Source organism: Paenisporosarcina antarctica, assembly GCF_004367585.1.
Taxonomy (GTDB): Bacteria; Bacillota; Bacilli; order Bacillales_A; family Planococcaceae; genus Paenisporosarcina; species Paenisporosarcina antarctica.
Genome location: NZ_CP038015.1, coordinates 2,786,452 through 2,806,715 on the forward strand (window position 1 = coordinate 2,786,452; position 20,264 = coordinate 2,806,715).

Here is a 20,264-nt window from a genome sequence, read left to right on the forward strand (position 1 = left end):
AGTCTATTTATTTTTATATACTGCTCGCTCTCCGCCAATAAGTTTCGGACGAGTAGTAGCGAGTGTAACAATTGCTTCACCAATTTGTTTAACAGAAGTTCGAATCGGCACTGCGACAGGTTTTATGTGCATGCCGATGAGTGTTTGTCCAATATCAATGCCACCATGGGCTTGTACATGTTCGACCACAACCGGATCAGCAAATTGCATAAAGGCATAAGCAGACATGGAACCTCCAGCTTTTTGAACAGGAATAACGGATACAGGTTCTAGATTGAAGGCTTTCGCCGTTTGTCTTTCCATTGTAATTGCCCGGTTAATGTGTTCGCACCCTTGAAAGGCTAAATGGATGTCATATTTTTCGGCAAATGCTAGCAGTGGCGCAAATAAGCTTTCCGCTACTTCAAGACCACCTGCAGACCCAATTCGTTTGCCTACAATTTCAGAAGTTGAACAACCAATGACTAGTAGTTGACCTGATGTAAATGTGACTTGAGTTGCAAAGTCACCCAACAATTCTTCGATTTGAGACCGCCACAGTGTATGTGCATCCATATGACCAAACTCCTCTATTTGTTTTCGAGTTCAGTAAGTTTAAAGATACGTCGTTCGTGACGACCGCCTTCGAACTCACCTTCTAACCATGTTTTCACGATTTCCCGTGCTAAGCCACCGCCAATTACACGTTCGCCCATTGCTATTACATTCGAGTCATTATGACCTCTTGTTGCTTTCGCACTAAATACATCATGCACCAATGCGCAACGAATGCCTTTTACTTTGTTTGCAGCAATTGACATGCCAATTCCCGTTCCACAAATTAATATGCCGCGGTCAAAGTTTCCAGCAGCTACGCCTTCTGAAACTGGTTGTGCATAATCTGGATAATCGACGGAATCATTTGTTGGTGGACCAAAATCTTGAAACGTGTGACCTAGTTCGTCAAGTAAAGAGGTAATCTCTTTGCGTAAAACATTACCGCCATGATCGGAAGAAATCGCGATGTTCATGTGTTAGTCCCTCTTTTCTATTTATATTCGCTTTTATCTTACCATTTTTCATAGGAAAAGCGCAAAGTGACATTTTGGTAAATCTTTCTGACTAAAGAATAATAGTGCTGCTGGATTGGGCTACGAGAGAATATATTTGTTCTTTTATATAAAGAGTCAATTTTGGTCTCTTAGTGCTTACTCTATTTCAAACCTTTTTTTAAAGTTAGTAGTGACACTTACTTTAATGAAATAATAATCGGTGGCAGACGTAGCCACAACTTCTCCTCAAATTGTGGCTCTCATCAACATTCCCCACTCTCGCGGAAATCGTTACAAAAAACACAAAAAAAACAGCCCAGTTTGAACGCAGGCTGCATGGTAGTTATTCATCGTTAAATTTAACAAATAAATCAGTGGTTAATATAGAAAGTTCTTGAAACGTTTGACGGTACATATAAACGTCTCCGCCAAAAGGATCAGACACATCAAGTGCACCATAAGGTCGTACATATTCTTTAAAGGTGAAAATTTTGTTTGCCACCGCAGGATAGGATTGCATAACAAGCTGCTTATGTGCAGAAGTCATGGTTAAAATTATATCTGCCCAGCGCACATCTTCGTTACTTACTTGGCGTGAAAGGTGCTTGTAATCAATGCCTAAATCACGGATGACGTGCTTCGCATTTTCAGAAATGTCACCACCGTCCATGGCGTAAATGCCTGCCGAACGAACGTGCATATCTTCCTTTTTGTGAGACTTAAATAGTGCTTCCGCCATTGGACTTCGGCATGTATTACCAGTACAAATAAAATAGATGTTCATGTCATTCCCTCATTTGTTAAGCAATGTGAGCAATCCCATGACCATGAGACATACTCCAGATATTCGTGTTAGAATGGGCCCTTTGATCATTTCACTTTTAAGCGCAATGTAGGAAAACACTAACGCGAAAAAGCCAGCACTTAATAAGAAATAACCCTTTTGTAAATGTAGCATACCAAAAGATAAGCTAACTGAAAAGGTATCTAGACTTACAACAACCGCAAGTAACACTGGTGGAATAAATGAGGACTTAGGATTGTGTTGATTTAAACATAAATGAACACCTGTTAAAAATAATAGGATGCTTGAAAGAAGACGACCACCCTCTACCATGAATGATGTCACCCATTCTCCAGCGAGAAAGCCTAACAGAGGGAAAACCATATGTAAAAATGCTGTCCAAATGGCGAGGAAAAGTGGAAAACGAATTTTGGGCAAGACACTATACAGAGCAACTACATCGAGGGCGGTAAGTAGCCCTGCAAAAAGTTCTGTAGACAATGAAAAAATCTCCCCTCTACTTTGCATTGCTATTAGCATATGCAGAATAGGAAGAGATTAGGAGTGCCACCAATTTCCATTTGCAGCTTTTTCTAATCGATTTAAAATTGCTGCACCAACGCCAGTTTTTATCGGAACCGTCACCAGAATAATATCTGTCACCGTATCGTCGCATGAACGTAAATGAGCATATAAATGACGTGCTGAAGTTTCTAGGTTTTGTTGATTACCTAGCGAAAAGAACCAGTCTGCATGGTACTGTTTAAATTCATCGGGTGCTAATAAAGCAACTTTTTGATGTTTCATATGTATAGATGTAATGGCATTTTCTACAGCTTCGTGGTCTGGTTCAATTAAAAACACTGGAGCATCAGGAGCATAATGTGCATATTTCATACCAGGTGCACGTGGTACTGTTTCATCTTCCACTGTTGTTGTATCAGGATCAATTACTTCTCCGATTACATCACGCAGCATTTGTGCTGTAACACCGCCTGGTCGAAGGATAACTGGAGGGTCTACAGTGAAGTCAACTACTGTTGATTCCAATCCGATACCGGTAGCACCACCATCCAAAATCAGTGGGATACGTCCTTGTAAATCCTTTTCAACATGAAGAGCTGTCGTTGGACTCGGCTTGCCACTGCGATTTGCACTTGGTGCAGCAACAGGTTGACCTAGTCTTCTTAGTAATTCTAGTGCAATAGGATGATCAGGCATGCGTAATCCTACTGTCGACAAACCTGCCGTAACATTTGGAGCAAACGTATTGGGAATTGCGTTTAATATGACAGTTAACGGTCCTGGCCAGAAGGTCTCTATGCAGTCGTTAGCTTTTTGCGGAATATCTTTAACATACTTTAAAATATGATGTGCTTCCCCAACGTGGACAATCAACGGATTATCTGAAGGTCTTCCTTTTGCTTCGAAAATTTTTGCTACAGCTTGTTCATTCGTTGCAATAGCGCCTAATCCATAAACCGTTTCAGTTGGAAATGCAACAATTTCGCCTTGAATTAATTTTTCCACAGCTTGTGTATAAGCTTGCGTTTTATTCACATTGTTATCCACAATTAGTCGTGTCGTTATCATGCGATAATTCACCTTTCTTTCGCGATTTGATGCTAGTTATTCACAACTTGTTGATAACTAGGTGCAGGATTGGGGATAACTCTTACCAAAACTTCTTTTTTATCCACTCCCATGTCCAAAACTTCACCGGCTCTTCTTTCACTGTTTGTTCTTCTTCTTGATAACAAACTTTTGGAAATAACGCACACCACCAATTGTCTCCTTTACCATTTCCAATCGTCAGAACGAGCGCTTGGTGGAAACCTTGTGGATAAAAGTAAGTTCCATCTGATTTTGGTGGAATCAATGCTTCTTCTAAGCTAATGTGAATAGCTTGCTCCGTAATGGCTTGTGCTTTTTGTGTGATTTCAGCTGAAACTTGAGTAAGTTCTAGTTCTAGCTGGTCCGTTGTTTGAACCGTGTTAGCGGCTTTTTGAAATAGAGGTTGAAGTTCTTGTAAAATAAGTGATTTTATTTGTTGATCTTCTTTTGTATTGCTGTTTGCGATAATTCTTATTTGAACAGCGTCTGCCGGCACTGCATCTGCCGCTGTGCTTCCTGATGGTAATAAAAATAATAGAGTTTGTATAAACACGAGCGCCATTATCAGTTCAATCCATGGAGATCTCTTCTTTTGCGGTTCTTCGTTTCTGAAAATCTCGTAATCTTGTATCATTGTTCATTCCCCCTTGCGCTCATTGTGGACAAGGTGTGGATAAATTATTCAACAATCTCACAAAAAATCATTCTTTCTTTTCCATTGATATCTTTGACAATCTCAACCCGTGCAGTTGGAAACGACTTTTGAAAGATGGATTGCACGACAGGACCTTGCTTGTAGCCTATCTCTAAGCCGATTAATGCAGGTCGTTTCAAAATTGCTGGTAGTTCTTGCGCCAGTCGTTTGTATAAGTAAAGTCCTTCTTCATCAGCAAAAAGTGCACGATGTGGTTCATAGTTTAGCACGGTATCTGATAGAGTAGGAGCTTCGTCTTGTGAAATATAGGGTGGGTTAGATAATACAATATCCCATTTTTCATCGGAGATTGGCCTCGTTAAATCACCTTGTATAAAGGTAATGTTTGCGTCAAGTTCAGTTGCGTTTAATTTAGCGACTTCTAACGCTTCAAATGATAGATCCGTTGCTGTTACTTCTAAAGTTGGGTTTTCAAGCTTCATTGTAACGGCTATCGCACCACTGCCTGTTCCAATATCAGCCAGGTTTAACTTCGATTGTTTATTGAACATACGTTTTATTCGAGAAATCGTTTCAACAATGAGTTCTTCCGTTTCAGGGCGTGGAATTAGTACATCTTGATTTACTTGAAAAGTACGTCCGTAAAATTCTTCTGTCCCCATAATATATTGAACAGGTTTTCCTGCTCGGTGTTCTTCAATGAGTGACCAGTAGCGCTCAAATTGTTGTACTGAGATTTCTTCACGCATGTCTATCATTAATTCGACGTGCGTTTTGTTTAACACATGTTGAAGCAGCATACGCGCGACCACTTCTTCTCTTCCATTTTCAGATAAAAAAGAAGAAGCCCGAGCGAGGGCCTCATAAACATATTTACACATTGGTTTCATTCATACGCTCAAGTCGTTCGGTTTGGTCAGTAACAATTAACACATTCACGATTTCATCGAGTTTACCTTCCATGATTTGATCCAGTTTTTGAATCGTTAAACCTACACGGTGATCAGTTACTCGGTTTTGTGGATAATTGTACGTGCGAATTCGTTCTGAACGATCTCCAGTACCTACTGCAGATTTACGCACAGCATCATATTCAGCTTGTGCTTCTTGACGGAATTTATCGGCAACACGCGCACGAAGAACGACCATTGCACTTGCCTTGTTTTTAATTTGTGATTTTTCATCTTGGCAAGTTACTACTGTGCCCGTTGGAATATGCGTTAAACGAACTGCTGACATCGTTGTATTAACCGATTGTCCCCCTGCCCCTGAAGATGCATACGTATCTGTACGAATATCATTTTCATGAATATCCACTTCTACTTCTTCCACTTCTGGTAGACATGCAACAGTTGCAGTCGATGTATGAGTACGGCCACCAGACTCCGTTTCAGGTACACGTTGTACACGGTGAGCCCCATTTTCGTATTTCAGTTTCGAGTATGCGCCTTGTCCTTTGATCATGAAGATTACTTCTTTATAGCCTCCGATTACTGTCGGTGAAGCGTCCATGATATTAATCTTCCAACCTTGTGCTTCAGCATAGCGGCTGTACATGCGGAACAAGTTCCCTGCAAATAGAGCGGCTTCATCGCCACCTGCAGCACCACGAATCTCCATTATTACGTTCTTATCGTCATTCGGGTCTTTTGGAATTAATAACAATTTTAATCGTTCTTCGAGCTCCACAATTTGTGATGCTAAATCATTCATTTCTTCTTTTACCATTTCACGCATGTCTGAATCTAACTTATCATCGAGCATAGCTCTTGCTTCAGCATGCTGTTCTTTAACTAATTTGTGTTCACGATATGCATCGACAATATATTGCAAGTCCGACTGTTCTTTCGAAAGTGCGCGAAATTTATTCATATCATTAACAATCTCAGGGTCACTGAGTAATTCATTTAAACGATCATATCGGTCTTCTACCGATTGTAAGCGATCAAACATACTTTCACCTCATCCGTTCATATGATTAACACTACTACTATATAGAAAAAAAGTGAAAAACGCTACTCTAGCAAAGAAAGTCTTTTCTTACGATTAGTCAAGTATCCTGTTGCTTTCCGTTCCAGATGGACGCTTTCCGCGGGCACGGCTTCAGCCTCCTCGTCGCGAAAAACACGCTCCTGTGGGATCTTCAGCTCGCGCTTTTCCCGCTGGAGTCGCCATCTTGCACTCCAATCAACTAAAATTGCCCGTTAAAATTGCATAAGAATATACAAATTTCCTGATTCAGTAAAATGCTTAAAAGTAGAATTATGCTCCTTTTGAGCGTAATTGTTTTTGTTCGCTTTGTTTATCAGCTGGTTTTAATTTAAAGGGTAAAATAATACGGTTTAAATTGCTTTGCAGCTTGGTTATTCAAGCGTTGAACAGTTGTAGGTGAGATGGAACAATCTCTTACCTTAGACGTTAAGGATTGTGCTTCAGCAGACTTTAGTATGACTTGTGCCTTTACATTTTGTGAAATATACATATTCTTTTGAACGATAGGTGTTTCAGTGAAACTATAATTACACGCTTTACATATGAAATGTTGCTGTTTCAAAAGTAAATAAGTTGGATTTACATCCGTAATTGGTAAGGTAATTCGAGATGATTGAGTCCGATTTTAATAAACCGTATAGTCAATTTTTCTGAGACCGCACCCTTGGCGATGTGTAGGGTTGTCTGTAAATTTCCCAAGGACATATGTACATACTTTCCCTTTAAAAGTCCCTTCTTTTATGAAGTTTTCTTCAAAAGTAGTGGTAGGAATCTATTTGAACTTATGTTTCCTATATTCTCTTAGCTGATTGGAGTGCAGAGCGGCGACTCCGGTGGGATAAGCGTGACAGGTGAGACCCCACAGGAGCACGGTTTTTGCGACGAGGAGGCTCACCGCACGCCCCACGGAACGCGTCCGCTCGGAACGGAAATCAGCGTGTATCAGGCCTCATATTCTTCAGTGTAGTAGGTTTGGCTAAATACGCAACTTCGTGTTGCTTCTGCGATTACTCGTCGCAAAATACAGAGTCAAGAGCTTTTGCAACGTCCTGTGGGCCCAAGCTTAGGTGATCTAGTAAAAAAGCATGAATCTGCTCCCTTACTCAACAACATCGTTTAACAGAGTCATTTAAAAAGACAAAGAGCAGCAATCGCTACTCTTTGTCGTACACTAATGAAGTTTGATGTGTAACACCCGCCGGTACTTCGTGGTGGTGACGACAACGCGGTTCGTAAGCTTCAGTTGCACCAATTAAAATAATTGGATCTTCGTAGCCTGCTGGTTGTCCGTTGATAAGACGTTGCGTACGACTTGCTGGCGACCCACACACTTGGCATACGGCCTGTAATTTCATGACTTGTTCAGCAATAGTCATTAATGTCGGCATGGGTCCAAATGGTTCGCCTCGGAAATCTTGATCAAGTCCTGCAACAATTACGCGGAATCCATGATCTGCAAGACGTTGAACGACATCAACAATGCCTTCATCAAAAAATTGTGCTTCGTCAATTGCAATAACATCATATTCATCCGAAATATATGCCCAAATATCTTTTGAGCTCTCGACTGGTCTCGCAATCACTTTTGCACCATTGTGACTCACTACTTCTTCTTCACTATATCGATTATCTATTTGTGGTTTGAACACGGCAATTTTTTGTTTCGCAAATTGTGCGCGTCGCACTCGACGAATTAATTCTTCTGATTTTCCGGAAAACATACTTCCGCAAATGACTTCAACCCAGCCAGATTGTGACATCACATACATGGAAGTCACTCCTTTCAAAACTCTCTATGCACTATCATACCCAAAATAGAGATTGATTTCCCGTCTTTTTTTTTATTAGAACATATGCTATGGCGGATTTATGAAACTAAATATTCACTTGTTAAATTGATGGAGTTGGCAAGTCACGTCTTAAAGAGTTGACTGAGGCAGTGAACAAGATGCATCGAATATGGTTTACGGGTAGCTTTAGATGACAAACTAGCTAGCATCATAGCCTAAAGAAAACGCTATTTACAAAAATTGTGATAGGTGGTTGGTTTATTCGGCTAGAGAGTGGTTTTATTCGGCTTCAGACGCTGTTTATTCCGCTTCGTAGTCATTTTAATCGGCTTCGCGGGCCATTTAATCGGCTTCACACCCGGTTTAATCGGCTTCACCCATTAAAAGGGATTATTTGTTCCTATTTTCGCTACGCTTCTGTTATAGTTGTTCATTTCCTATATAACTTGTTTTAATCGGCCAACTCTCACGGAACACTCGAAATGAATAGTAGACAGTTCGACACACTAACAACAAAAAAATAGTCGCTTAGAGCCGGAGCTCTAAGCGACTATTTGATCATTATTCTTGGATATCTTCTTTAAGACCATATTTTTTGTTGAAACGGTCAACACGTCCATCCGCTTGCGCGAATTTCTGTTTGCCAGTATAGAATGGATGACATTCTGAGCAAAACTCAACTTTAATGTCTTCTTTTACTGAACCTGTTACAAATGAGTTACCACATGAACATGATACTGTAGCTACTTTGTGTTGGGGATGAATTCCTGTTTTCATCTTAAATCTCCTCTCGCCCTGAACCATCTGGAACAGAGTTGTTTATTTGACTGTTACCTTACACGACCCGTTTAATTCAGTCGTATATGTTACAGAGTATGATAATTCTACCGATTCAAATTATAGCAAATATACTTAAAGAAATCAAGTACGTCGTTCAAATAACTACTGAATGAACTACACTTTTTTACAGTAAGCCTTTACCGCCTCTTTTTTCTTTCATTTCCGTATTTAATTGTTCAAAAAATTCTTCATTCGTTTTAGATTGACTTAGTTTCTTCAAGAAACGCTCACCGAAATCGTTTGAATCTGAGAACGTTTTACGGATTGCCCAAAGTTTTTCAAGTTGGTCAGCAGGAATTAGTAATTCTTCTTTTCGTGTTCCCGAGCGACGAATGTCTAGTGCTGGGAAAATTCGGCGTTCTGCTAAATTGCGGTCAAGGTGAAGTTCTAAGTTACCTGTTCCTTTGAATTCTTCGTAAATAACTTCATCCATACGTGATCCTGTTTCTACTAAAGCAGTTGCTAAAATCGTTAAACTTCCGCCTTCTTCAATATTACGAGCTGCACCGAAGAAGCGTTTAGGACGATGGAATGCTGCTGGGTCAATACCACCTGATAATGTACGGCCACTTGGTGGTATTACTAAGTTATAAGCACGAGCAAGACGTGTAATTGAATCCATTAATATAATAACATCACGTTTATGTTCTACTAAACGCATCGCACGATCAAGCACTAACTCGGCTACTTTGACATGATTTTCAGGCACTTCATCAAATGTAGAGCTCACAACGTCTGCCTTAACTGAACGCTCGATATCAGTTACTTCTTCTGGTCTTTCATCAATCAGTAACACAATCAGTTCAGCATCAGGATAATTTGTGGAAATCGAGTTTGCAATTTCTTTAAGAATCATCGTTTTCCCCGCTTTTGGCGGTGCTACTATTAATCCACGTTGACCAAAACCTACGGGTGCAACTAGATCCATGATACGTGTCGAAAGTTTACTTGAATCAGTTTCTAGTTTAATATGACGGTCTGGATAAAGCGGAGTTAACGCTGGGAAATGAACTCGATCTTTCGCTGAATCCGGATCCTCCCCGTTCACTAATTCCACCTGTAATAAACCGTAATAGCGCTCATTTTCTTTAGGCGGACGGACTTTACCTGTTACTTTATCTCCGTTACGTAAGTCAAAACGTCGAATTTGGGATGCAGAAATATAGATATCTTCTGAACTTGGAGAATAGTTGATTGGGCGCAAGAAACCAAAGCCTTCAGACTGAATGATCTCTAAGACACCTTCCATGAAGAAAAAGCCTTCTTGTTCGGCTCGTGTTTTTAAAATCGAAAAAATTAGTTCTTTTTTCGTAAGTTTACTGTAGTAAGAGATTTTCAACTCCCGCGCAAGCGCATACAGTTCTTTTAACGTCATACTTTCTAGGTCAGCAATCTTTAAAATTGACATGAAATGGCACCACTCTTTTACATATTTTGTTGTGTCTACTCAGGATGGATGGTTTTGCAAGAATTGGTTTTAGTAGAAGATGCCTGACCAAGATGTGGTCAGGCACAAATTATTGAAGTTAGACTTCCATCATATGATGAGGTTTTTTCTTCAAGCTGTGTCGTCCCTCTATGAAACGGACTGTACCTGATTTAGCACGCATGACTAATGAATGAGACTCTGCATAGGCTCCCTTAAACTGAACACCACGCATTAGCTCACCATCTGTTACACCAGTTGCTGCAAAGATTGCGTCATCACCTTTTACAAGGTCTTCCATTCGAAGTACACGATTTACGTCTAGCCCCATACGAATACAACGTTGTAATTCTTGTTCGTTTTGAGGAACTAGTCTACCTTGAATTTCGCCACCTAAACACTTTAATCCTACTGCAGCTATAACGCCTTCAGGAGCGCCGCCAAGTCCGAATAAAATATCTACGCCTGTTTCATCAAATGCTGTGTTGATTGCTCCTGCTACGTCGCCGTCATCAATCAATTTAATACGAGCACCTGATCTGCGAATTTCATCAATAAGTTTTTGATGACGTGGACGGTTTATTAGAGTTGCCACAACGTCTTCGATGTCTTTATTTTTTGCACGAGCAACCGCTAATAAGTTATCCGTTACAGAAGCGTTAATATCGACTTTACCTCTTGATTCAGGACCTACTGCTAATTTTTCCATGTACATATCTGGCGCATGAAGTAAGTTGCCTCGGTCTGCAATTGCAAGCACTGCTAATGCATTCCAGCCACCAGATGCGACGATATTTGTTCCTTCTAATGGATCTACTGCTATATCAACAGCTGGACCACCCAAGCCTAGTCCTAGTTCTTCACCAATATATAGCATTGGTGCTTCGTCCATTTCGCCTTCGCCAATTACGACAACACCTTGCATAGGGATTGAATTAAAAACGTCACGCATAGCTGTAGTTGCTGCATCGTCCGCTTCAATTTTCAAGCCACGGCCCATCCAACGTGCCGAAGCGATTGCTGCGGCCTCCGTAACACGTACTAACTCCATTGATAAACTGCGTTCCATTTAAAGTGCCTCCCGTTATACGGTCAATTATTTATGTAATTCTTCCACCTGTCATTATATCATAGGAGGCAAGTGGAAGAATTTTTAATTTAGAATTTTTCTTTAAATATAGGTTTTGCGTCTTCTAAAGTTTCACGACGAATATCTGCCCCTAGCCCACGCAATTTATCAATTATTGAGCTGTAGCCACGTTCGATATGGTAAATGTCGCGAATTTCCGTCTCGCCTTCAGCAATTAGTCCCGCTAAAACAAGAGCTGCCCCTGCTCGTAAATCAGATGCATAAACTGAAGCAGATTCTAATTTTGTTGGACCTGAAATAATCGCAGTTCGCCCTTCGACACGAGCACTTGCATTCATACGTTTCAACTCATCGATATGTTTGAAGCGTGCTGAATAAATCGTGTCAGTTATAACAGAAGAGCCCGTTGCCTGTGACATCAGAACTGAGAAGGGTTGTTGTAAATCCGTTGGAAAACCAGGATACACGAGTGTTTTAACATCCACTGCCTGCAAGTTCTCTGATTTCGGAATAAAAATACTTTCTTCGCCTTCTTCAACTTTGACGCCCATTTCTCTAAGTTTCGCAGTTAATGCTTCGACATGGAATGGGATGACATTATCAATCGTAATGCCGTCACCAGCTACCGCTGCCATAATCATAAATGTACCTGCTTCAATTCGATCGGGGATAATGGTATGGTTCGTCCCGTGTAATTCCTCAACGCCATCTATACGAATGACGTTAGTTCCGGCACCTTTAATTCTCGCACCCATGTTGTTTAATAACGTTGCAACATCAATGATTTCTGGTTCTTTTGCTGCATTCTCAATCGTCGTTTGACCCTTTGCCTTTACAGCTGCAAGCATAATGTTAATTGTTGCGCCAACACTTACTACATCTAAATAAATTTTCGCTCCACGTAGTTCATCAGCACGCAAATAAATAGCACCATGTTCGTTGGTCACTTTCGCGCCTAGAGCTTCAAAGCCTTTGATATGCTGATCAATTGGACGTGGTCCTAAGAAACAGCCGCCCGGCAAGCCAATGACCGCTTTTTTGAAACGGCCAAGCATGGCACCCATTAAATAATACGAGGCACGTAATTTTTTTACGTTGCCATTTGGTAATGGCATGTCTTGCATATTGGTTGGATCGATATACATGGTCCCAGCATCAAACCTTGCTTCCCCACCCAGTTCTTCAAGCAATTCTTTAAGAGTTCCAACATCCGATATTTCCGGTAAACCTTCAATCGTGACAGGAGAGTTTGCTAAAATAGATGCTGGAATTAATGCTACCGCACTGTTTTTTGCACCACTTACTTTAATTGTTCCTTGTAATCTTTGTTGACCATTAATTTTAAAAACGTCCATTTTTACACCTTCATTCATTTCAAGAGTTAGCTTATTCTGCACTTTTTCGGCTATTCCAATCCGCCAAAAATGCATCAATTCCTTTGTCCGTTAAAGGATGTTTAAACATTTGTTTCATTACGTTAATCGGCATAGTGCCAATATGTGCACCTTGAAGCGCTGCGTCAGTCACATGTTGTGGATGACGAATTGATGCGGCAATTATTTCTGTATCAATATTGTGTATTTCAAAAATTTGAGCAATTGTACTAACTAAATCCATTCCGTTATGACCAATATCATCTAAACGACCAACGAATGGTGAAACATATGTTGCACCAGCACGTGCTGCTAGGAGTGCTTGATTCGCACTGAAAATTAATGTGATATTTGTTTTAATACCTTCTTTTGAAAACACAGAACATGCTGCTAAACCATCAGGTGTCATCGGTAATTTCACTGTGATATTTGGCGCAATCTCAGCTAGTTCACGACCTTCTTTAATCATTCCCTCTACGTCTAATGCAATAACTTCTGCACTCACTGAACCTTCAACAAGAGCAGTGATTTCACGTAAGCGATCATGGAAAGAAATGTTTTCTTTTGCTACAAGGGATGGATTAGTGGTTACACCAGATACAATGCCCCATGCATGTGCTTCTTTTATTTCTTCAAAGTTTGCTGTATCGATAAAAAATTTCATTTTTACTTTCCTCCATATGGAAAAAGAGGAGAAGGGCGCATTATTCTAAAATGGACTCTTCTCCAAACATTTTCGTGTTTTATTTTGAAATTACGCTTTTCCAGAACTTCCGAAATCACGCATTTTCCCTTGTACAGTATTTTTAATTGCATTACGAGCAGGAATTAAGTATTTACGTGGATCATAGACATCCGGATCACTATTTAGTAAATCACGAATCGCTTTCGTCGCCACAATTTGATTTTCTGTATTCACATTAATTTTCGATGTTCCTAAAGAAATTGAACGTTGAATATCCTTTACTGGAATTCCAGTTCCACCATGCAATACAAGTGGCAAATCAGATAATTTCGAGATTTCTTCCATTTCAGCAAAGCCTATATTTGGTTCACCTTTGTAAGGACCATGAACCGATCCTAATGCAGGTGCTAAACAGTCAATATCTGTACGAGAAACTAGTTCAGCACAATCTTGTGGATTTGCATAAATAACGCCATCTGCAATAATGTCATCTTCTTGACCACCAACTGTTCCAAGTTCAGCTTCAACAGACACACCATGTGAATGTGCATATTCTACAACTTGAGAAGTGATTTCAATATTTTCTTCTAATGGGTGATGTGAAGCATCAATCATTACGGATGTGAAGCCAGCATCAATTGCTTCTTTACATTTGTCGAAACTTGAACCATGATCTAAGTGAATAGCCACTGGCACAGTTATTTTGTAGTCGATCATTAAACCTTTTACCATATGAACAACGGTAATGAAACCGCCCATATATCTAGCTGCTCCTTCAGAAACTCCTAATATTACTGGAGACTTTTCTTCTTCAGCTGCTTGTAAAATAGCTTGTGTGAACTCTAAGTTATTTATGTTAAATTGTCCGATTGCATAGCCTTCTTTTTTTCCTTTAATCATCATTTCTTTCATTGATACTAAGCCCATTAAGAAGCCCTCCAATTTATCGTCTACTAGTTGGTTTTAAATGTCACGCTTACTTTCTTTTTAATAGCTTCAGTCGTCGAGCTTAAAAGGCGCTTTGCGCATTTCTCTTAAATCATACCAAAAACAGGCAGCGTTTGCCACTGCCTGCGTGTTTCAATCTCTTAACATTTCATTTACAGCATCACGTAATTCATAAATGTCAAATGGCTTTGTGAAATAGTGAGAAGCACCCAAATCCATTGCCTCTTTTATTAAATCCAGTTCCCCGTATGCTGTCATCATCAATACTGGCACGTCTGGAGTGCGCGTTTTTATTCTTTTTAAAATTTCTATTCCATCCATCCCAGGAATCTTCATATCTAAGAGAACACCATCCGGCTTAACTCTCTCAGCAATATCTAGTGCTTCAATTCCATTTGCAGCAAGAAATGTAGTGTATCCTTCTCGTTTAAAGACTTCGTTTAAAAGCAATCGAATTCCTTGTTGATCGTCCACAATCAGCAACTGTTTCATGAAAACTTACCCCTTTTTTACTAATAGTATTACTGTACTCATTCTACAATGTTTTCCATATTCCTGCATAAAATAATTATTTTTAATACTTCTTTTATTTTTTAATGAGGATTAGAACATAGATTCTACAATATAGTCTATATTTCTTGATTTTTTAACGTGAAACGATGCTTTCTTTTCTAATCGAAAACCTGAGAAGTACAAAAATCGGTTGTACAATATATGACGTTGGTTAAATAAAATCCCCTTCTCCATAAAACAGGAGAAAGGAATGGAATTTCACTAATGTCATTTTTTTATAAATATCTCTATGAAACTAAAAAAAGCCTGATACACGCTGAATCTAAAATTCTTCACCAACTTCATTTGACAAAGAACCGAAAAATCTCGCTCCTTTATAAATTACAAAGGAGCGAGATTTTTTATATTATTCTCCTATTGCCGCTTTTATGAATTGGCGGAATAGTGGGTGTGGACGTTGTGGACGAGATATGAATTCTGGGTGGAACTGAGATGCGACGAAGAATGGGTGATCTGGAATTTCAATCACTTCGATTAATCGGCCATCTGGGCTTGTCCCAGAGAAAATGAAACCAGCTTCTTCAAATTGCTCACGGTATTCGTTATTAAATTCATAACGGTGACGGTGACGTTCGTAAACCAACTCTTGGCCATATGCTTCAAACGCTTTTGTACCATGCACTAATTTACATGGTTGAAGTCCTAAACGCAGTGTACCACCTAAGTCTTCTACGTCTTTTTGTTCAGGTAATAAGTCGATGATTGCATATGGTGTTTGTGGGTTTAATTCAGATGAATGGGCATCTTTTAATTGTAAGATATTACGTGCAAATTCAACCGTTGCAAGTTGCATCCCTAAACAAATGCCGAAGTATGGCAAGTTGTTCACACGGGCATAAGCAGTTGCTGCAATTTTACCTTCAACGCCGCGATCACCGAAGCCACCTGGAATGATAACGCCATCTACATCGCTTAACCATTCTGCTACATTGTCTTCATTGATGTGTTCAGCATTGATCCATTTCACTTCAACGTCTGTATCAAATGCAAACCCTGCATGTTTCATTGCTTCAACAACTGAAAGATAAGCATCTTGTAATTCAACGTATTTTCCGACTAAGCCAATACGAACTTTTTTCGATAAGTTTTTCACACGATCTACTAAAGCTGTCCACTCCGTCATGTCAGCTTGTGGGGCTTCAATGCCTAAGTGATCTAAGACGATTTGGTCCGTATTCTGCTCTAAAAGCATTAACGGTACTTCATATAATGATTCCGCGTCACGCGCTTCTATTACTTCGCTTGCTTTAATGTCACAGAACAAAGCAATCTTATCTTTCATATCTTGTGGAACTGCAAATTCAGTACGAACAACGATAATGTTTGGTTGAATTCCTAAACTACGCAGCTCTTTAACACTATGTTGAGTTGGTTTTGTTTTCATTTCTTTAGCCGCACGGAGATAAGGGATTAACGTACAGTGAATGTACATGACATTTTGTGCACCGAAGTCGCCTTTCATTTGGCGAATTGCTTCTAGAAATGGAAGTGACTCGATGTCACCAACAGTTCCCCCGATTTCAGTAATGACTACATCTGCATTTGTTTCTTTTGCAGACCGTACTAAACGTTCCTTAATCTCATTTGTAATATGTGGAATTACTTGAACTGTTCCACCAAGGTAGTCTCCACGACGTTCTTTTTTCAAAACAGCTGAGTAGACTTTACCTGTTGTTACATTGGAGAATTTGTTCACGTTGATGTCAATAAAGCGCTCATAGTGACCAAGATCTAAGTCTGCCTCTGCACCGTCATCAGTAACGTATACTTCCCCATGTTGATATGGGCTCATCGTTCCTGGGTCTAAATTGATGTAAGGATCGAATTTTTGAATTGCTACGTTTAGTCCACGATTTTTAAGCAAACGACCAAGTGATGCCGCTGTAATACCTTTACCTAGTGAAGAAACAACTCCACCGGTCACAAAAATATATTTTGTCAAAACTAACTCCTCCTAAAGATAAATTTGAAACTATGTGTTTTTATAGGGATTCTTTTTCTAGCTAATATGCCCAGTTTCGGGCTTTTCAAATAAAAAAGCGCTCCTCCTGCAGTGTTTGCAGGGGAGCGCATTATATATGCGTTTAATCTCCCTTTTTAGGGAGCCCAAGTAAAAGAGTAATCGGAATGACTAAATAAGTCAAGACCTATTAATTTTCGTCCTCTTCGTCTTCTTCGTCATCCTCGTCTTCGTCTTCGATTTCAAAATCGTCGTCCGTATTGAGAATATCTTTTGCATCATCCACATCTTCATCATCTTCATCGTCATCTAAATCAAAGTCTTCCTCTTCGCCATCTTCAACGAATTCATCGAAGTCTTCTTCAAACGCGATTTCATTATCATCTGAATCATCGAAATCATCGTCATCTTTAGATGCTTTTGTTTTCTTCTTGCGGACTTTAACAGTCGGTGCTGTTTCTTCTTCAATTTGTTCCACTGGGTACCACTCGCGTAAGCCCCAACGGTTTTCCGAAATTGCAAGGAAGCGCCCGTCAATGTTCATATCTGTATAATACTGAAGTTTACGCTCTTTCATCTTCACTTCAGTAAATTTGTTTAGTTTTTTAATTTCATCTAGCAATTCTTGTAATGTTAAAGATTCATGTTTTTCTTCTAATATTGCATGTCCTAAATCGATAAACGATTCTTCACATAGTTGTTCTTTTGTCATTTCACGAAATTTCAAATCGTGCACGTCCTTTCTACATACGTTGGCATAGTACCCATTATATACAAACCTCATTCAATTATGCTACCTTGATTTATTGTTTTTTCCTTCACTTAGCTTAAGTAGGGCAAAATAAAACAAGTAAATTGATAGTAATATTAATGGAATAGATCCCAATTGTTTATTATACAAGAAAAATGTTGCGATCAGGCATGTCAAAATCACGATAATATGTATAACATTTTTCATGCGTGACATCAGCCTCCCCATTTCTCTTGTTCTATTATACCTAAATATGTGAAGAAGGTCGTCAATATCAATCATGATTCGGAATTTTTTTTTACTTAGCATTTCTCTAATTGGTAATGTATGTAATAATTAAAGAAAATGCTCCCTCTAGAAAAGGATAAAATTGATGACAAAAAAATTAAAACTATTTACTCTCGCGTTCTTTATTGTATTAATTGGTTTCCAATATTGGGTTACTCTCAATGAACAAAAAATACCACCTTCACCGGAGTGGAGTCGTTCAATTCAAACAGATGGACGTTTAGATGACTATGTAGATTTTCAAAGTTTACCTACTGAGAATGGTTATGCCATTAGTTTGAAAACGTTTGACCAACTACATAATTTAGATTGCACGAAAACTTTTGATTGTGTACGTAATTGGTCATTCGGAGATTTGAATACACGTAAATCAATTTGGAGTGACGGGGATACGACGTATTTTATTGATGGAGACTCTCTCATTCGTTCGAGCACTTCTTCGTCCGATAATAATGTGATTATTGCTAAAAATGTAGAAAATTTCGCTAAATCCGATGACACCTTAGTCTATTGGCAAACCAATCAAAAATTAATAGTTGAGCAAGATGGCAAGGAGGATATCACCCTTACCGTTGAACAGCCTGTATATGCAACACATATTGTGAATGATCATATTTATGTAATTTCGTATGATGTGTCGACCTATCTATATACTGTGTACGAAGTAACAAATGATTTACAGCAACTTTTCCAATTTACTATTAATCCGAGTGAAATTATTCATTCATTTAATTTGGTTTCACTGCAAGATGAGCGAGTCGGTATGTTAATAGAGTCTGAAATCATTTCCGGGGGCAATCGTAAAAAATCAGTTCGTACTGGATTTTTTAACTCGGTTTCTCCAGACCCCCCCTCCTTTTCCACTCTCGCTTTTATTGATAAGGAAACAGGCAGTGAGTTAAGTGATATTCGCTTTCCTAGTGTCTTTACTGGAATATCAGGGACATATATAACATTTTCAGCATCGATGTTCGATTCAACAGGAACAAAAGTGAATCAAGTTTTCGTTGGAGACTATGATGAAACGACGATAGAAGCTTCAGCTGTTACGAAAACAGGAAATTATTTCATACGTCCACATATGATTAACGATAATACAGTGGCTTATTTTAAAACAAATGGTAAGCAACAAGAGCTAATGTTTTCTTCTTCAGCTAGTGAATACCGTGTGTTAAGTGCAAAAGGGCTAAATGGCGACGCCAAAGAAGCACTTTACACATTCATCACATTGTTATTTAATGGACTTTTGCTAGTCTTACTGTCGTTTACATGGATAATTCCAGCGTTTTTCGTTAGTTATGGTTCACTTGCATTAATGAGGAAATGGTATCAAAAAAATGTATTTATCAAAACCTACTTTATCCAGGTGGGTGCTTTATTACTTTTACAACTATGGTTATTTTCGAAGATTTTCAACTCGGAATCAATGGTCTCCAGAGCTCCTTATTTAACAGAAGTATGGCATGTTTGGATGGTGGTTTTTGTTTCAGCGTTTGGATGTATCTTGCCTGTTGTTTTATCACGCACAAAAATTACTGAAGACAATAGCCATTTAATGATTTTATATGCAACAGCTTTGAATTTAATGATTTTGTTCTTCTTACTCGGTCCGTATTTTATATAGCTACTATGTTTACTGGAACACTTTTAGCATCAGCAGGGTTTTCGGCTCGCTATAGACGCCACAACCGCTGCATCATAACCTATGGAATAAGAAAGTAGCGATGTGACTCCGTCACATCGCTACTTTTCTTTCTGACAGGCAATCATACAGCGGGTGTGCATCCCTCGCTCACCTGCACAGGTCTTTGGCTTTAGTTTACGAGGAAATAGACACTGATTTTATGGAAATAGGCAGCTGAAGATACATTTCAGCTGCTATTTCCTTGTTATAAGGGATGGCTCTAGTGGCGAACGATGGCTCAGTTGTAATTATGGGCTGTCACGTTGTAATTTTGGACGGTGACGTTGTAAAAATTGCCTCCCACGTTGAAATAGTAAAATTATGGATATATATATATATCCATATCGTTTTCCACCAAAAAAGCTGTCGGAGGCATCCGACAGTACAAATCAAGTTTTTGCATTTGAATAATGGAATGCTAAAGAATTATAAAGTTTACACTCTGTTTTAGGGTGGACTTGAATGGTTTTGTTTACGCTACGCTCCTGTTTGGAAGAAGAAATCGCAAAGGACTGGTTCATTAGCTAATCAACTTGGTTCATGAGACGAATTTTGACAGCCTCTTTCAATCGTGAAACATTTATCGGTCAAATTAGAGATTTATGTCCAAACTTATTTCATAACTTAGTAGCCTTGGTGAGAAAACGTAATAAATGGAGCATTATAGTTTTACACCCATACCACCGGGTTTGACACTGTCGAGGCGACTCGCAAATAGATCAAACACAGTACAACATGAAAAAGCGACCCGACAAAGTCGGATCGCTTAAACAGCAAGCT

At 39.2% G+C, this 20,264-nt stretch carries 20 protein-coding genes; 1 reads left to right on the plus strand and 19 read right to left on the minus strand.

Annotation, left to right across the window (positions count from 1 at the left end; genetic code table 11):
* Window positions 1–3: 3 nt before the first annotated feature.
* The 19 genes from E2636_RS13490 to rpoE form a co-directional block, all read right to left on the minus strand.
* Window positions 4–555 (minus strand): TIGR01440 family protein, encoded by a 552-nt coding sequence (locus E2636_RS13490; RefSeq protein WP_134210662.1) that lies wholly within the window; start codon window positions 553–555, stop codon window positions 4–6.
* A gap of 14 nt (window positions 556–569) precedes the next feature.
* On the minus strand, window positions 570–1,010 hold the full coding sequence (gene rpiB, locus E2636_RS13495; protein WP_017381982.1) for a ribose 5-phosphate isomerase B: 441 nt from the start codon (window positions 1,008–1,010) through the stop codon (window positions 570–572).
* A gap of 364 nt (window positions 1,011–1,374) precedes the next feature.
* Window positions 1,375–1,815 carry a low molecular weight protein arginine phosphatase gene (locus E2636_RS13500; protein ID WP_134210663.1) on the minus strand — a complete coding sequence of 147 codons (441 nt, stop codon included), beginning with the start codon at window positions 1,813–1,815 and terminating at the stop codon, window positions 1,375–1,377.
* A gap of 9 nt (window positions 1,816–1,824) precedes the next feature.
* Entirely contained in the window at window positions 1,825–2,316 is a 492-nt protein-coding gene (locus E2636_RS13505; protein WP_134210664.1) for a manganese efflux pump, read from the minus strand.
* 57 nt (window positions 2,317–2,373) lie between these two features.
* On the minus strand, window positions 2,374–3,408 hold the full coding sequence (locus E2636_RS13510; RefSeq protein WP_134210665.1) for an L-threonylcarbamoyladenylate synthase: 1,035 nt from the start codon (window positions 3,406–3,408) through the stop codon (window positions 2,374–2,376).
* An 82-nt stretch (window positions 3,409–3,490) separates the two neighbouring features.
* Entirely contained in the window at window positions 3,491–4,063 is a 573-nt protein-coding gene (locus tag E2636_RS13515) for a stage II sporulation protein R (RefSeq protein ID WP_134210666.1), read from the minus strand.
* A gap of 44 nt (window positions 4,064–4,107) precedes the next feature.
* Window positions 4,108–4,974: a peptide chain release factor N(5)-glutamine methyltransferase gene (gene prmC / locus E2636_RS13520; protein WP_134210667.1), complete on the minus strand. Its 867-nt coding sequence runs from the start codon at window positions 4,972–4,974 to the stop codon at window positions 4,108–4,110.
* Window positions 4,958–6,037, minus strand: a complete 1,080-nt coding sequence (gene prfA / locus E2636_RS13525) for a peptide chain release factor 1 (protein WP_134210668.1) — start codon at window positions 6,035–6,037, stop codon at window positions 4,958–4,960. The genes prmC and prfA overlap by 17 nt, the downstream gene beginning before the upstream one ends.
* A gap of 367 nt (window positions 6,038–6,404) precedes the next feature.
* The gene (locus E2636_RS19040; protein WP_166669529.1) at window positions 6,405–6,566 is read right to left on the minus strand and encodes a hypothetical protein; all 162 of its coding nucleotides are present in this window, start codon (window positions 6,564–6,566) and stop codon (window positions 6,405–6,407) included.
* A 664-nt stretch (window positions 6,567–7,230) separates the two neighbouring features.
* Window positions 7,231–7,845 carry a thymidine kinase gene (locus tag E2636_RS13535; protein WP_017382130.1) on the minus strand — a complete coding sequence of 205 codons (615 nt, stop codon included), beginning with the start codon at window positions 7,843–7,845 and terminating at the stop codon, window positions 7,231–7,233.
* Between the two features lie 582 nt (window positions 7,846–8,427).
* Window positions 8,428–8,643 (minus strand): 50S ribosomal protein L31, encoded by a 216-nt coding sequence (rpmE, locus tag E2636_RS13540; RefSeq protein WP_017382129.1) that lies wholly within the window; start codon window positions 8,641–8,643, stop codon window positions 8,428–8,430.
* A 187-nt stretch (window positions 8,644–8,830) separates the two neighbouring features.
* Complete coding sequence (gene rho, locus E2636_RS13545) at window positions 8,831–10,114, minus strand: transcription termination factor Rho (protein WP_017382128.1); 1,284 nt, start codon at window positions 10,112–10,114, stop codon at window positions 8,831–8,833.
* 118 nt (window positions 10,115–10,232) lie between these two features.
* The gene (gene glpX, locus E2636_RS13550) at window positions 10,233–11,201 is read right to left on the minus strand and encodes a class II fructose-bisphosphatase (RefSeq protein WP_134210669.1); all 969 of its coding nucleotides are present in this window, start codon (window positions 11,199–11,201) and stop codon (window positions 10,233–10,235) included.
* An 89-nt stretch (window positions 11,202–11,290) separates the two neighbouring features.
* Window positions 11,291–12,577 carry a UDP-N-acetylglucosamine 1-carboxyvinyltransferase gene (locus tag E2636_RS13555; RefSeq protein ID WP_134210670.1) on the minus strand — a complete coding sequence of 429 codons (1,287 nt, stop codon included), beginning with the start codon at window positions 12,575–12,577 and terminating at the stop codon, window positions 11,291–11,293.
* Window positions 12,578–12,608: 31 nt separating this feature from the next.
* A complete protein-coding gene (fsa, locus tag E2636_RS13560; RefSeq protein ID WP_134210671.1) occupies window positions 12,609–13,259 on the minus strand; it encodes a fructose-6-phosphate aldolase in 651 nt (216 codons plus the stop codon).
* Between the two features lie 90 nt (window positions 13,260–13,349).
* Complete coding sequence (locus E2636_RS13565) at window positions 13,350–14,207, minus strand: class II fructose-bisphosphate aldolase (protein WP_134210672.1); 858 nt, start codon at window positions 14,205–14,207, stop codon at window positions 13,350–13,352.
* A gap of 153 nt (window positions 14,208–14,360) precedes the next feature.
* Window positions 14,361–14,720 carry a response regulator gene (locus E2636_RS13570; protein WP_017382123.1) on the minus strand — a complete coding sequence of 120 codons (360 nt, stop codon included), beginning with the start codon at window positions 14,718–14,720 and terminating at the stop codon, window positions 14,361–14,363.
* A gap of 427 nt (window positions 14,721–15,147) precedes the next feature.
* Window positions 15,148–16,743, minus strand: coding sequence for a CTP synthase (locus E2636_RS13575; protein ID WP_134210673.1), 1,596 nt, complete (start codon window positions 16,741–16,743; stop codon window positions 15,148–15,150).
* A 208-nt stretch (window positions 16,744–16,951) separates the two neighbouring features.
* The gene (gene rpoE, locus E2636_RS13580; protein ID WP_134210674.1) at window positions 16,952–17,488 is read right to left on the minus strand and encodes a DNA-directed RNA polymerase subunit delta; all 537 of its coding nucleotides are present in this window, start codon (window positions 17,486–17,488) and stop codon (window positions 16,952–16,954) included.
* Window positions 17,489–17,885: 397 nt separating this feature from the next.
* Here rpoE and E2636_RS13585 point away from each other — a divergent pair, with 397 nt between their 5' ends.
* Window positions 17,886–19,424, plus strand: coding sequence for a hypothetical protein (locus E2636_RS13585; RefSeq protein WP_134210675.1), 1,539 nt, complete (start codon window positions 17,886–17,888; stop codon window positions 19,422–19,424).
* Window positions 19,425–20,264: the final 840 nt, after the last annotated feature.

Bases quoted from the DNA above. Each gene is read 5' to 3' on its own strand.
- E2636_RS13490 (WP_134210662.1), bottom strand. From the start codon at position 555: ATGGATGCACATACACTGTGGCGGTCTCAAATCGAAGAATTGTTGGGT.
- E2636_RS13535 (WP_017382130.1), bottom strand. From the start codon at position 7,845: ATGTATGTGATGTCACAATCTGGCTGGGTTGAAGTCATTTGCGGAAGT.
- prfA (WP_134210668.1), bottom strand. From the start codon at position 6,037: ATGTTTGATCGCTTACAATCGGTAGAAGACCGATATGATCGTTTAAAT.
- glpX (WP_134210669.1), bottom strand. From the start codon at position 11,201: ATGGAACGCAGTTTATCAATGGAGTTAGTACGTGTTACGGAGGCCGCA.
- E2636_RS13565 (WP_134210672.1), bottom strand. From the start codon at position 14,207: ATGGGCTTAGTATCAATGAAAGAAATGATGATTAAAGGAAAAAAAGAA.
- E2636_RS13515 (WP_134210666.1), bottom strand. From the start codon at position 4,063: ATGATACAAGATTACGAGATTTTCAGAAACGAAGAACCGCAAAAGAAG.
- rpmE (WP_017382129.1), bottom strand. From the start codon at position 8,643: ATGAAAACAGGAATTCATCCCCAACACAAAGTAGCTACAGTATCATGT.
- rho (WP_017382128.1), bottom strand. From the start codon at position 10,114: ATGTCAATTTTAAAGATTGCTGACCTAGAAAGTATGACGTTAAAAGAA.
- prmC (WP_134210667.1), bottom strand. From the start codon at position 4,974: ATGAAACCAATGTGTAAATATGTTTATGAGGCCCTCGCTCGGGCTTCT.
- E2636_RS13555 (WP_134210670.1), bottom strand. From the start codon at position 12,577: ATGGACGTTTTTAAAATTAATGGTCAACAAAGATTACAAGGAACAATT.
- E2636_RS13585 (WP_134210675.1), top strand. From the start codon at position 17,886: ATGACAAAAAAATTAAAACTATTTACTCTCGCGTTCTTTATTGTATTA.
- E2636_RS19040 (WP_166669529.1), bottom strand. From the start codon at position 6,566: ATGTATATTTCACAAAATGTAAAGGCACAAGTCATACTAAAGTCTGCT.
- rpiB (WP_017381982.1), bottom strand. From the start codon at position 1,010: ATGAACATCGCGATTTCTTCCGATCATGGCGGTAATGTTTTACGCAAA.
- fsa (WP_134210671.1), bottom strand. From the start codon at position 13,259: ATGAAATTTTTTATCGATACAGCAAACTTTGAAGAAATAAAAGAAGCA.
- E2636_RS13500 (WP_134210663.1), bottom strand. From the start codon at position 1,815: ATGAACATCTATTTTATTTGTACTGGTAATACATGCCGAAGTCCAATG.
- E2636_RS13510 (WP_134210665.1), bottom strand. From the start codon at position 3,408: ATGATAACGACACGACTAATTGTGGATAACAATGTGAATAAAACGCAA.
- E2636_RS13570 (WP_017382123.1), bottom strand. From the start codon at position 14,720: ATGAAACAGTTGCTGATTGTGGACGATCAACAAGGAATTCGATTGCTT.